This is a genomic window from Mangrovicoccus sp. HB161399 (assembly GCF_013184745.1).
Lineage (GTDB): Bacteria > Pseudomonadota > Alphaproteobacteria > Rhodobacterales > Rhodobacteraceae > Mangrovicoccus.
In genome coordinates, this window is sequence record NZ_JAATVU010000014.1 from 20,192 (window position 1) to 32,957 (window position 12,766).

Annotated in this window: 7 protein-coding genes; 3 read left to right on the plus strand and 4 right to left on the minus strand. The window is 69.1% G+C overall.

Annotated features, from left to right (window positions below; all coding sequences use genetic code 11):
• The first annotated feature begins 75 nt into the window (after nucleotides 1-75).
• Nucleotides 76-870 carry an enoyl-CoA hydratase gene (locus tag HCC78_RS10105; protein WP_172328647.1) on the plus strand — a complete coding sequence of 265 codons (795 nt, stop codon included), beginning with the start codon at nucleotides 76-78 and terminating at the stop codon, nucleotides 868-870.
• Between the two features lie 3 nt (nucleotides 871-873).
• Here HCC78_RS10105 and HCC78_RS10110 read toward each other — a convergent pair whose 3' ends face one another.
• Entirely contained in the window at nucleotides 874-3,324 is a 2,451-nt protein-coding gene (locus tag HCC78_RS10110; RefSeq protein ID WP_172328648.1) for a ligase-associated DNA damage response DEXH box helicase, read from the minus strand.
• A 108-nt stretch (nucleotides 3,325-3,432) separates the two neighbouring features.
• Between HCC78_RS10110 and HCC78_RS10115 the strand changes: the two genes are divergently transcribed.
• Nucleotides 3,433-4,011: a hypothetical protein gene (locus HCC78_RS10115; RefSeq protein WP_172328649.1), complete on the plus strand. Its 579-nt coding sequence runs from the start codon at nucleotides 3,433-3,435 to the stop codon at nucleotides 4,009-4,011.
• 2,631 nt (nucleotides 4,012-6,642) lie between these two features.
• On the opposite strand, the gene HCC78_RS10120 is transcribed toward HCC78_RS10115, so the two are convergent.
• The 3 genes from HCC78_RS10120 to HCC78_RS10130 form a co-directional block, all read right to left on the minus strand.
• On the minus strand, nucleotides 6,643-7,299 hold the full coding sequence (locus tag HCC78_RS10120) for a hypothetical protein (RefSeq protein WP_172328650.1): 657 nt from the start codon (nucleotides 7,297-7,299) through the stop codon (nucleotides 6,643-6,645).
• A 335-nt stretch (nucleotides 7,300-7,634) separates the two neighbouring features.
• A complete protein-coding gene (locus HCC78_RS10125) occupies nucleotides 7,635-9,572 on the minus strand; it encodes a hypothetical protein (RefSeq protein WP_172328651.1) in 1,938 nt (645 codons plus the stop codon).
• A 3-nt stretch (nucleotides 9,573-9,575) separates the two neighbouring features.
• On the minus strand, nucleotides 9,576-10,877 hold the full coding sequence (locus tag HCC78_RS10130) for a phosphatase PAP2 family protein (RefSeq protein WP_172328652.1): 1,302 nt from the start codon (nucleotides 10,875-10,877) through the stop codon (nucleotides 9,576-9,578).
• 142 nt (nucleotides 10,878-11,019) lie between these two features.
• Between HCC78_RS10130 and HCC78_RS10135 the strand changes: the two genes are divergently transcribed.
• The gene (locus tag HCC78_RS10135; protein ID WP_172328653.1) at nucleotides 11,020-12,606 is read left to right on the plus strand and encodes a hypothetical protein; all 1,587 of its coding nucleotides are present in this window, start codon (nucleotides 11,020-11,022) and stop codon (nucleotides 12,604-12,606) included.
• Nucleotides 12,607-12,766: the final 160 nt, after the last annotated feature.

Here is a 12,766-nt window from a genome sequence, read left to right on the forward strand (position 1 = left end):
CGCAGGGACGGCGGCGGGCTTGCGGGGGCGGGGCGCGCCGGCGAAGCTCCGGCGGAGGGAGAACGGGAGGGTTCCATGACCGAAGAACGGATCCGGCTCCGCCGCGAGGGGGCGGTGGCGCATCTGGTGCTGGACGATCCAGGCAGGCTGAACGCGCTGTCGGATGCGATGCTGGCCGAGCTGAAGGCGCGCCTGGAGGAAATTTCCGCCGATCCGTCGGCGCGCGTGGTGGTGCTGGGAGCGGCGGGCAAGGCCTTCTGCGCCGGGCACGACCTGAAGGAGATGACGGCCGGGCGGCAGTCCCCGGATGGCGGCGCGGCCTATTTCGCCGATCTCTTCGCCCGCTGCTCGGCGGTGATGAAGCTGATCCGGACCATGCCGCAGCCGGTGATCGCGCGGGTTCACGGCGTGGCTGCGGCAGCGGGCTGCCAGCTGGTGGCCAGCTGCGACCTCGCCGTGGCGGCCGAGGGCACGCGTTTCGGCGTCAACGGCGTCAATATCGGGCTGTTCTGCTCGACGCCGATGGTGGCGCTCAGCCGCAACCTGCCGCGGAAGCAGGCCTTCGAGATGCTTGTGACCGGCGAGTTCCTCGATGCCGCCCGCGCGCAGGAGCTGGGGCTGGTGAACCGGGTCGTGCCCGTGGACTGGCTCGACGCGGCGGCGGACGAGCTGGCGGAGGGCATCGCGGCCAAGCTCGGCGCGGCGGTGCGGATCGGCAAGGGCGTGTTCTACGACCAGTTGGAGCTGCCTCTGGACCGGGCCTACGAGCTGACCTCGGCGGCGATGGTGGCGAACATGCTGGAACCGGACACGGCCGAGGGCATCTCGGCCTTCCTCGAGAAGCGCGCGCCGGCCTACCGCCAGGACTGAGGCTCAGCCGATCCGCCGCGGCGGGGCGGGCGCCAGGGCTGGGGGGCGGTCGAGCGCGGCGAGGCCCGCCGCCTCCATCGCCCGCGCCGCCTGTTCCTCCATCAGCCGCTCGCGCCCGGCGCCATCCACCGGGACACGGCCCGCTTCGAGGAACAGGGGCGCGGCAAGCGGCGTGATCCGGCCCAGCCGCACATGGTCGATCCGCCCGCCGATCCGCGCCAGCATCTCCTCGATCCGGCCGAAATCGACCAGCCCCTTCAGCGCCTCTTGCCGCGTGATCTGCATCAGCAGGTGGTCCGGATCGTATTTCCTGAGCGTGTCATAGAGGATGTCGGTGGAAAACGTCGCCTGCCGTCCGGTCTTGCGGCTGCCCGGGTGGTTGCGCTCGATCAGCCCGGCGATGGTCGCCACGCTGCGGAAAGTCCGCTTCATCACCGCATTGCCCTGCAGCCAGGTCTCGAACCCCTCGCGCAGGTTGCCGGCGGCGAAAAGCGGCGCGGGGTCCTCAAGCGGCTCCAAACCCCAGATCAGGACGGCATAGTCGCTGGCGACGAAGCCCAGCGGCGCCAGCTTGAGGCTCTCCATCCGCTGCGTCGCGAGCAGCCCCAGGGTCTGCATCGCGTTGCGCCCGGCAAACCCGTAGATGCAGGCATGGTGCCGTCCGTCATGCGGGAAGCTTTCGACCAGCAGCCGGTCGCGCCGCGGCATCTGCGATACCTCGCGGTGCAGCCGCAGCCAGTCGGCGGTATGGCCGGGCAGGGCGGGCCAGTCCTCCTGCGCCAGCATTTGCAGGATCCGGTCGGACAGCTGCGTCGAGTTGGCGAATTTCGTGCCGCCGAAGACCGCCACTTTCGGCTCGCGGCCCTTGTCGCGGCTGACCTCGACGGTCATCTCGCGCAGCCCCTCGTAGCGGAGCACCTGGCCGCCCATCAGGAACGTGTCGCCCGGCGTCAGAGTCGCGGCGAAGGCTTCCTCGACCTCGCCCAGGGACGGCCCGCGGCCGCGCATCCGCACCTTGACGAGGTCGCTGTCCTGGATCGTGCCGAGGTTCATCCGGATCAGCCGGTCCGCGCGGGGATCGCGCAGCCCCCAGCGTCCGTCCTCCCGCTGCTTCAGCCGCTGCCAGCGGTCATAGGCGCGGAAGGCGTAGCCGCCCGTCGCGCAGAAATCGAGGCAGGCATCGAACTCCGCCCGCGCCAGTCCGGCATAGGGTCCGGCCTGCACGACTTCGGCATGAAGCGCATCCGCCTCGAAATCCCCGGCACAGGCAACGGCCAGGATGTGCTGGCAGAGCACGTCGCGCGGTCCCGGCCCGCGCGGCGCGCCGTCGAGGTCGCGCGCCTTCACCGCCTCCAGCGCGGCCCGGCATTCGACCACCTCGAAGCGGTTGGCAGGCACAAGCAGCGCCTTCGACGGCGCGTTGTAGCGATGGTTGGCGCGGCCGATCCGCTGCACCAGCCGCTTGACGTTCTTCGGCGCGCCGATCTGGATGACCAGGTCGACATCGCCCCAGTCGATCCCCAGGTCGAGCGAGCCGGTGCAGACCACGGCGCGCAGGGCGCCCTCGGCCATCGCCGCCTCGACCTTCTGCCGCTGCTCGCGGGCGAGGCTGCCATGGTGGATGCCGATGGGCAGGCCCTCGGCGTTCTGCATCCACAGCTCGCGGAAGAAGATCTCCGCCTGGGCGCGGGTGTTGTGGAAGATCAGCGTGGTGCGGTGGCGCTTCACCTCCTCCAGCACTTGGCCGATGGCGTAGCGCGCGCCGCCCCCCGCCCAGGGCGGCGGCTCCGGCAGCTGCATCATCGCGATGTCGGGCTCCGGCCCCGGATCGGCGGTCAGAACGGGGCAGGGATCGGGATGGCGGGCGAGGAAGCGGGCCAGCGCGGGCGGGTCCTCCACCGTCGCCGACAGGCCGACGCGGCGCAGCCCGGGACACAGCGCCTGCAGCCGCGACAGCGCCAGCATCAGCTGGTCGCCGCGCTTCGACTCGGCCAGCGCGTGGATCTCGTCCAGCACGATGCGTTGCAGCCCGGCAAAGATCCGCGGCGCATCCGGGTAGGAGATCATCAGCGCCAGGCTTTCCGGCGTGGTCAGCAGGATATGCGGCGGGTCGGCGCGTTGTCGCCGCTTGGCGGTCCATGAGGTGTCGCCGGTGCGGTCCTCCACCCGGATCGCGGCGCCGCTGCCTGCGATGGGCGCCTCGAGATTGCGGCGGATATCGGCGGCCAGCGCCTTCAGCGGCGAGACATAGAGCGTGTGCAGCCCCTTGCCCGGGGCAGGACCCAGCTCGGCCAGCGTCGGCAGGAAGCCTGCCAGCGTCTTGCCGCCGCCCGTCGGTGCGATTAGCAGCTGGGCGGGCAGGTCCTTCCGCGCCAGCATCTCCGCCTGGTGGGGATGCAGCGACCAGCTGCGGGAGGCCATCCATTGGGCGATATGATCGGGCAGCGCGCTCACGCCCCTCAGTTAGCCCGCGGCGGCGGCTCCGGCCAGTGGCGGCGGCAACCGAAAATTAGCGCCGGAGGCGCATGGTGGCGCGGTACCGTGTTTTCCGAGTTTCGCGTCTTGCCTGCACCGAGCCTTCCCCAGCCGCCATTCCACCTGCGCTTCCCCAAGCCGCTGGTGGTCGATGTGGACCAAGCCCTTCTGGCAGTGCCGGAGACCCAGCTGAGCGCGCCCGATCCGGCCGAGCTGCGCCTGCACCGTCCGGCGCTGGAGCTGCTGCGGCTCTGGCGGCGGTTCCGCGGGCAGATCCAGCTGCTGACCGGCCTGCCGCAGGATTGGGGGCTGTGGCTCTGCGAGGCGCTCGGGCTGAGGGCCAGCGTGACCTGCACCGGGCGCCGCGCCCAGGACAAGGCGACGGTGGCGATGAAGCATCACGGCATGCGCAGCTTCGAGCTGCTCTGCGGCCTGCCGGCGGCGGAAGCGCTGGGACCCTATGTCCACCGGCTGTGGCTGATCGGCGAGCGGCATGCGCTGCAGGACCGGCTGCGCAGCAGCGGCGTGGCCATGTCCATGCTCGACGGCAGCGACACGGTTGCGATGCGCGATCTTGTCGGCCGGGGCAGCTCGGGCTGGGGCGGGACCGAGGCAAAGCCGCTTTCGCCGCTCTCGATCGAAGCGAACCGGCGCTACCGGCCCTAGCAAGGCAGGCCAAGTGCGGCGGAGGCCCGGCGCCGCCCGCGTCCCTTGCCGTCGGCACGCCCCGAGGTGGCACCGCTGCGCTGGCGGTGTTGGTTGCGGCGCGGCGGACATTGCGCAGATCCACCATCCCGGCGGAACATCCGGTGCATGCTGCGGCGTCGGAAGTCGATGGAGGCAACCGGTCGCCGGAGGGCCGCGCTGTCCCCTCTGACTGCCGCTTGAAGGGCAGAGGGACTTTCGCGTGGTGGCGCCCTTTCTGCAGACCCTGTCCCGCAGCGCATCGGCATCCGGGCTTTGCTGCAGTCCCGCGCGCCGGCTGCAGGTTCCGGACGTCGGAGCATGGTGGCCGACTTGGTCCGCGCTGCCGTTTTCCGCCAAGGCTTGGGTGTCTTGCGCGCAATGTCCCGCGGCGGACGTTCCGAATTCCCTGCAATTGGCCAAGGGTGTGGGAAGAGGACCGCCGCATCGGCTGCACTCCGCGGAGCGTGCTCCAGCGGCGCGGTGAGTCATGGATGGCCCTTCCACCCTCGTGCCCCCAATGCCGAGCGACGCGTAGCCGAGGGCAGGACCCGGCGGGAAATCGTGCGCTGCATCTGGCGGTACATTGTCGGCCTTGAACGCGGCCATCAGTCAGCGGGAAGGGTCTGGTCCGGGTTTTGCCCATGGTCACGGAGGCAATGACGGCAGCAATGGGCCGGGCCTGAATGACCCGGAGACGGGCGGGGACCTTGCGGATGTTGCGGCCGCGGTCGCTGGGCACTGCGAAGAGCGCGCCGCCGCCGGTAGCCTTCGGCGGACATCGGTCTTCATGTGGCCGATTGCCGGATCGTTGGAACTCCGGTGCCGCCATTCCGCCGCCAGCTCCGATGCCACGCCCTGACGCTGCGCGCCGATCAGCATGCGGACGGCAGTGACCTTGCGCCCCCGGCAGCCGCGGCCGGCCACCGCGAGCCCCGCTTTCATCCCGGTGAGAACCTCCGCCTGTTCCGCCGCGGCTGCCGGGGATGTCGCAGTCATGCCGATTGCCCGGGACGCTGCGCGCGCCGACCTCGAAGCCGTCGCCGATTGCGGTCGCCATGCTCGCCTTGCGGCCGGAATTGTGGCGGATGCGGGCCTTGCCCTTCAAGATGCAGCCTGCCGCCGGCTCGTGCAGCGCGCGGATCTTTCTCCGGCCTTTCGGCTCCCAGTGCGGCCCCCGCAGCACCGGCCTGATCCTCGCCGCGATGCGATCGCGCAGGCCGCCTTCCGGGATGCCGACGAACTGGCGGTGCGAGTTCCGCCTAACCCTTCCGGTACATCCCTTCTCATTTTCAACGGCTTATGCATGCGGTTGATCTGCCGGGCATGGGCGCATCGGCCCAACCGCCGGGCCCGGCGCGGGGCAAGCCCGGCATGGGTCTGGCACAACTCCGCCCCGGCTGCCTGCGCCATGGCCGCCAGCTGGGCCCGGGCGCGCCCGCAGCGCCGCGAGCCCGTCGGAGGGGCAATGGCGTCCCGCGGGACTTTCGCGGCGCCGGCGGCTCCACGATCCCCTCCGGACTCTCTCACCATCGTGCCGACGGCCGCCCGCTTCAGGCTGCTGTCGCCAATGGTTCCGGATGGTTTCCCGGCCAAGATGGCCTACGCGAATATCCGCTCCGCGCCTTCCCCCGCCGGTCCGCTTGCGCCATCGCTCCAAGGACGGGGGGCGATGGGCGCAGGGGCGGGAAGAACACCTTTCCCGCAAACGGCCGATGGTCCGGGCTCTCGATCCGGCGCATGGCAACAGCCTCGTCCGACAGGCGTGATGCAAGCGCGGCAGTCCGGCAACCGGACGCGGCGACGACGCTGGACGGCCACTCCTCGACGGAAGAAACCCAGGCCACTGGCGCTCGAAAACCTTCCCGGCGATCAGCCCGGCGCGTTCCGCATGCTCGTGGCGCTGATCGATCCTCTCGACCTGGGGGCAAGAGGGCATTCGGCGGGCTTGCGCTATGCCGTCGGCACGACAGTCCCCCGAATGTGCCGGCGGCCGGGAAGGGCGTTCCATCGGCGGACTGAAATTGCAGGGGGGCGACCTGGATCATGCCGAACGCTGCAAGGCATGGCAAAGGAGACAGGCCAAATCCGCAGGATGCCAATGGACTGCCCGGTGTTCAGGACGAACGATCAAGGCCGGTCCGGAGCCACGCCCGAACTTTTTTCGGAAACGCCGCGCAGGCGGAGCACCAGCAGCAGCGCTTAGCGGCTGCGCGACCGGCGCGACGATTGAGGCATGAACCCCGGACCGACCCGAATTCCCGTGCTGGCGGCCCTGCCGCGCCGCTTCCGGTGCTGTACCGGAAGGGGTGACCCCGGTCCGGGAGGCACGCAGTGGCTGCAGCATCACCGGCCATGGGCGCACCAGTCCTTTGCGAAGGTCCGGCGGGCTCCTGGATCCGCGGAGCCATCACCCGTTTTCAGCCTTGGCTCCGGGCAAGGCGCAGGGTTCCGAGCCGGTCCCGGGCGGCAGGCGACATCGCGTGGCGGTGCGGCTGGGCAGGCGGCGGCGGAGGCGCTTTGCCGGCGGCCTGGCCGGCAAGTTCCCTAGGCTGGCTTGGCGAAGCTGCCAAATTCGCCCGGCCGCCGTTTTGACCCGCGCGGGCGTTCCCGTCAGAGCTCGAACTGGGCCCGCTGCTCTTTCGAGGGCATGAGGCAGGCGAGATTGATGACGTAGCGCTTGCCGTCGGAGGCCAGCCGGACAAGTTCGGCTGCGACCGGCATGTCGCGGCTGTAGGTCTCGTCGAGCCAGGCCGCGGCCCCGCGGTCCAGATGGCCCAGCACGTAATAGCTGGCCTGGTGGCCGAAGATCACGGTGGCACCGACGGATATGCCGCCGGGTCCGTGCGGGCCGTCCGGCTCGCGGTGGAGCTCGATCTCGATCAGGTCCTTCGACGGCTCGAACGGCTTCATCACCGCGCGGATGAATCCGTCGATCTCGGGGGCATGGCGGCTGGTGCCCCTCACGGCGATCGCGCCGCTGCGGTACTTCCAGGCAACCCAGTTGCCGTCCGGGCGGCTCGGCGGAAGGTCGATTTCGACCCAATTTCCGGAAGACGGGCCCCAGGTCCCGTCTCCGCTCGGCGCGAGGGCATCAAGTTCCAGCTTGGCGGCGACGGCCCGGTTTGCAGCCGCACGCAACTTCTCGATGGCGCTTGGTTGCGCCTGGGGCGGGACCGCCCTGACATGTGCCGGAAGTGCCGAACGCGCGACCATCAGGGCCATTGCAAATGCGTAGCCCGAAAGCGTGTCGCCCAAGAAGTTGTGCATGGTTTAAAATTCCAGAATCGGTACCAAAGTATGTACTTTTATGCCATTCCGTGCACGGAATCGAGAATTTTTGTTGACCAGATTGTATACGCTCTTGCGTACCAGGTCACCGTTTCGCGAAGCCTCCATGCCGCGTCAAGACCGGGGCCTCCCCGGAGCCCTGCAGAACGTGCAGAGGCGCCCTCAGTTCCCGTCGTCACTGCCGCTGCCGAGATATTTTTTGCCGGTCTGCCGGAGACAGCCGCCAGCAGGGCGCGCCCGGAAGGGACGCTCCCCGGCGGCCTGCATGGCCGGACTTCCCGATGGCACCCGCGTCCCGCCGGTGCCGGGGTCGTTCAGTAGGGCCTGGCCCCTTTTGCGGGCGGGGGGCGCTCCCGGGCAAGCCGGTTCTTGACCTCCGCCTTCAGGGCCTCGGGGTCCCATCTGCCACTGGCCGTTGCTGCCGCCGTTCTCGGCGGGCCCTCGGCCAGCACCCGCACCAGGCAGGCGGCAACGGCGGGGGCAGAAAGGCTGGTGCCGGTCGCCCGAAGCTTGAAGCCGCCCTGCATAGAGTCCGCAGGCAGGCCGTGGCGGGTCCGGCTCTCCTCGCATGGGGCGAGGACATCGCCGTCGGGATCCTTGCCCGGCGCAAGTCCGGAATAGGGCACGACCCGGCTGCGCCGGTCGGCCTCGGCCACCCGTCCGTAGCTGCCGCCGACCCGCCAGACATGCTTGGCCGTCGCATAGGCATTGACCGTGCCGCTGCGCTTCACCGGGCTGCCGTTCCCTTCGTCGTCGAGCCTCAGGCGGCCCGTATCGTCATGGAGCGGATAGTCCGGATGGGTGAAGCGCGCTTGCCGCCCGCCCGATGACAGGCCGCGGATGGAATCGTCGCGCTGGACGTCCAGTACGATGCCGCCCGCCGCGGTCGAGGATCCCGGCGCAAGCCGGATATGCCAGAGCCCGGCCGGAGACTCCTGTCCGCCGAGTTCCGGGTTGGCGGTCGGCGAGAAGGCCAGGATGCGGAGGCGTCGGCAGCCGCCTATCGTCGTGGTCTCGACATCCTGGTAGACTGTGACCCCCAAGTCGCGGCCGCGGACCTGTCCGTGCCGCAGGCTGCCCTCAAGCTTGACGACGTCCTGGCCGTGCTCCGGCAGGTCGATCCAGCTGTCCTCGTTTTCCAGGTAGCTGCCTGGCCGGGCGATCTGGATCCAGGGATCCGCTACCCCATGGCTGCGGATCTCGACATAGGTGGGCGTGCGGTCGTCGGGCTGGAGCAGGAAGCCCAGATTCTCGCCCTTTCCGGGCGCAAGCTCGGCATGGCACTGCCATTGCCTCGCATTGCCCATCGGCAGCACCAGATGCAGCGGCCCCAATCCTTCCAGTTCCAGCGCCGGGTTGCAGAGCGCGTCGAAGATCCGCTCCAGCCGACCGGTGCCGTCCTTCGCCCCGGCGAGGATGCCGAAGCTGAGATTGACCACGACGGGCAGCGGTTCGGTTGCGGCAGTCGCCTCGGCGATGCGCCGCGCAGCAACCATGATGTAGAGCAGGCCGGTGATCAGAAAATAGGGCAGGAGCCGTCCCGAGGTGTCCCGCACCGCCAGCGACGGCAGGCCAACCATGACCAGAGGAATATCGGAATCTTCCGGCTCCCTGTTTGCCGGGTCTAACGCGGTGCCGAGGACCGCGGATCCGTGGCCGAAGCGTTTTTCCAGCCTAAGCTTGCGCCTTGCGTTTCGGACGCCGGGATAGGCGGACTCGCTGCTGATATCGACGGCACCGCCGCCCCTGCTTACCGAAAAGCCCTCGATGAACTTGAGCATTCCTGGCCGGAACTCGTAGCCGAAGGGCACCGGCTGCTTGGCCGGGGCTGGGGGCAGGCCCTGCTGGAGCCAGACGGATGCCAGCCGGTTTCCGTACCGGGCCGTGGCCAGCGGCACGTTTTCGTCCATGATTGCGAGAATGGCCTTTGGCGTGGCAGTGAGATGGCTCGGACTGACGTCATCGTTGATCGGCGAATCCGGAAGACCGCGGATAGCGCCTTCCAGGAGCCTGGGCTCGGCCACGAACACATCGCGGTAATGGGCAAGCGCCTCGATCAGGATGTCATAGGCATGTTCATAGGCCTTCCTGGCTGCTGGGTCGCCAGGGCAATTGCCGAGGGCCCGGCGCACATGTCCGGGGTGGTTGACGGACAAGGCCGCGGTGTTTTCACCGCCGCGGCCGACAGAGCGCAGCTGCATGGCGTGGTGCAGATAGGGCGAGATCGACCAGAGCGTCGGATGCTGTTCCATGGTTCAGGACCACCGCTCTTCCCATTCCGCCTTGGCCTTGTCCCAGAGGGCTCCGAAAAGCCGGGCTGGTTCCGGATCTGCGACCTGCAGAATGCTGGCCACGCTGGTGCCCTGGTTCGCCTGCGTGATGAGGCGCAGCAGTTCCTGCATGTGGAAGTTGCGCGGGACGGGGACTTTGTTCGGGTCCAGTTCCGTGTATTGTCCGCCTGCGAAGGCGAACCCGAGCGCCGCTCCGGTCTCGGTCGGGTCGCGGTGCTTCACGCGTGCCACCAGCAGCCTTGCCAGGCTGATGCCGAGAAGCGCCCCGGCCGCGCTGTCTGCGGGATAATGCACGCCCGCGACCGTGCGGTTGATCGCAATGCGGGCGGCGAGCCGGTAGATATGCGGAACCGATTTTGACTCGCCCTTGAGCACATCCTCGATGTTCCGGCGACGGCCATCCTGTGTGTCAGAGCCGTCGCTCATCAGTGCCTGCGTGATCTTGGCCGCGACCTTCGGAAAGCGCAGCTGCACCAGCAGTTCCGCGAGCAAGAAAGCCTGGGTCGCATGGCCGCTGGGAAAGCTGCCATGGCTTGGCGTCTGGATGACCGGCTGGAGCTGCGGTGACAGCAGTTCGGGGCGGGGGCAGCCGAGTTCCAGCTTGACGCGCTGCACCATCAGCGTGCCGAAATCGAGCGCCGAGCCCAGCATGTCGAGCGTCTTGCGGTAGCCCGCAGGCTGCAGCGGCGTGACCGAGCCGAAGAAGGACAGCAGGTCGGACATCTGCAGGTGGATCTCGGGCAGCCGGTCCTCGCGCAGGTCGGCATGCGCGGCGACCAGTTCGAGTGCGGCCTGGAACTCCGCGATCTGGGGACGCGTGATCCGGGCGACGGGCTGCATGGTCCCATTTTGGCCATGGTCTAGCGTCTGGACCTCGACAGTCTCGGGGATTGCCGTCCCTGGCTTCTTTGGGCCTTCCGTCCCGGGTTTTTCGGGAATTCCCGTCCCAAGAATTTCCTTGGTCACGCAGACGCGCATCGTTTCCGCCAGCTCGGCCTTGACCACGGCGTCACGCTCGCTGTCGCTGAGCCGGAACAGCCGCTTTGCCGGATCATAGGAAGTAGGCAATTCTCCCGCACTGGGTGGCGTCACTTGTACGGATTCCACCCCGATCAGACCGTCCCGCGTCGCGATCAGAGCCTCGCCGATCAGCATGGAGTCCTCGCCGCCGGCATGGTCGAAATCATGCGCGGTGCTGGCGCCGGAACTGCGCCCGCTCTTGGAGGTCTTCGAAGTTTTCGAAGTCTTCGAGGTAAATGTAGTCATTCTTTCGGTCCAATGAATTCGATCAATGCGCCCGCAATGTCTTGCGCATGCCGATTATTAACTACATATTACCTAGCGTAAACATTTTTGGATCCTGACCGTCGAGGTTCCGGCATTTTCATTGGGGCGGCCGCCTGGAAACATGCATCGATTGACTCTGCACCTGGCGGGACCCGTGCGCCTCGTCGACGGCCAGGGGGCCGAACTTCCCGTGAAATCGGTGAAGGCCCGTGCACTGCTTGCCGTTCTGGCCATGTCCCACGGCGCGCGCTGCCAGCGCGCCCGGCTGATGGAGCTGCTCTGGAGCCGCGGGCGCGCACAGGAGAGCCTCCGCCAGGAACTGCGCAAGCTGCGGATGACTGCCGGGGCGGACATCTTCCTCGGCGGCACCGGTTGGGTCGGGCTGGACCGCAGCGTCGTCGCGGTCGAGTCCGCCTCGCCGCAGGACGGGTTCGGCCCGGCCGAGTTCTGCGACGATCTCGACACGATCCGCGAGCCGGAATTCGAGGACTGGCTGCGCGACTGCCGCCAGGCGATGGCGCCGCCGGGCCCGGCCTTCCGGCCGCCTGAGCCCGAGGCGCCGCCGGAGGGGCGCGCGCCGTCCCGTCCGGCCGTGCCGGTGCGGATCACCATCGGGGCCTGCGACTGCGCCGAGGACGGACAGCGGATCCATGCCGAAATGCTGCTGCGCGATGCGGCGCACCGGGCGGCGCCGCTGATGCATGGCGAGATCTGCGAATCCGGCCCGGCCGCTCCGGCGGAGGGGCTTCTGCTGGGGTGCCGGGCCGCGGGAGGATACGGCCGGATCATCCTGCAGCCGCAGGTGGTCCGCGCGGAAGACGGCAAGGTGGTCTGGTCCCAGTTCTTCGCCGCGCCGGACGAATTGCTGGCCGAAATGCTGGCCGATGCGGTGGCCGCGACCACCGTCGCGCTGGTCTCCGCCGCGTCCAAGCTGCGCGGGGCGGAAGGAACGGGCGGGCCGGGACGGACCGAGGCGGCGATCCCCTTCGCCGATGTGTTCAGCTTCGACCGCGACCGGCTGGCCCGGGCGGATGCGCAGCTTGCCGTGCTGCAGGAGGGCGGCGGCAGCGGCGGCATCCTGGCGCTGCGCGCCATGGTGCGGCACAACCAGCTGATGGAACGCTTCGTTGCCGATCCGCACGAATGCCTCGACGAGGCGGACCGGCTGGCGCATCACGCGCTGGAGCAGTCGCCGCAGGATCCCTTCGCGCTGTCGGTCGCGTCGCTGACCGCCGGGCTGGTCCATGGCGACGAGATGGCGCTGGAACTGGCGGTGATGGCCAAGCGGGCCGATCCCGACCATGCCTTCGTGCGCCAGAGCCTGTCCGTCGCGCTGTCCTTCACCGGCCATGCCGAGGAGGCGCATGCCGAGGCGAATGCCGCGCGCAGCAACCGGATGGCGCTGCTGGCGCCTCCGCTCTTCCATATCCGCAACGCCAAGTCCGCGCTCGGGGTGGGCGACCGGCGGGCCGCGCTGCGCTGGGGCATCCTGGCGGTGCAGGGCGCGCCCAGCTTCCGTGCCGCGCACCGCTTCGTGGCGGCGCTGGCCTATGACGCGGGAGAGGAAGAGACCGCGCTGCGCAGCCTGCAGGCGCTGCGCGCGCTCGAGCCCGATTTCTCGCTCGACCTGATGGCCGGCGACAGCTACCCGGTCTTCACCCTGCGCGCCGCCGGACTGATGGCGGTGACCCGCTCCGGCCTGATCTAGCGGACCGTCCGCGCGGCCGCGATTCACGCTGCTTTCCCCCCTGGCGGTCCAGGCTGTTTCCGCAGACCGCTGCCGCGTGCCGAGGCGGTCCTCCGGAGCTTCCCTGCCGGAGGACAGGCCAGTCCGAAACGCTTCTCCTTCCCGCCGCGGCGGCGGCTGC

Excerpts from the sequence above, each read along its gene's own strand:
- HCC78_RS10105 (WP_172328647.1), top strand. The coding sequence starts at position 76 with ATGACCGAAGAACGGATCCGGCTCCGCCGCGAGGGGGCGGTGGCGCAT.
- HCC78_RS10120 (WP_172328650.1), bottom strand. The coding sequence starts at position 7,299 with ATGCACAACTTCTTGGGCGACACGCTTTCGGGCTACGCATTTGCAATG.
- HCC78_RS10125 (WP_172328651.1), bottom strand. The coding sequence starts at position 9,572 with ATGGAACAGCATCCGACGCTCTGGTCGATCTCGCCCTATCTGCACCAC.
- HCC78_RS10130 (WP_172328652.1), bottom strand. The coding sequence starts at position 10,877 with ATGACTACATTTACCTCGAAGACTTCGAAAACTTCGAAGACCTCCAAG.
- HCC78_RS10135 (WP_172328653.1), top strand. The coding sequence starts at position 11,020 with ATGCATCGATTGACTCTGCACCTGGCGGGACCCGTGCGCCTCGTCGAC.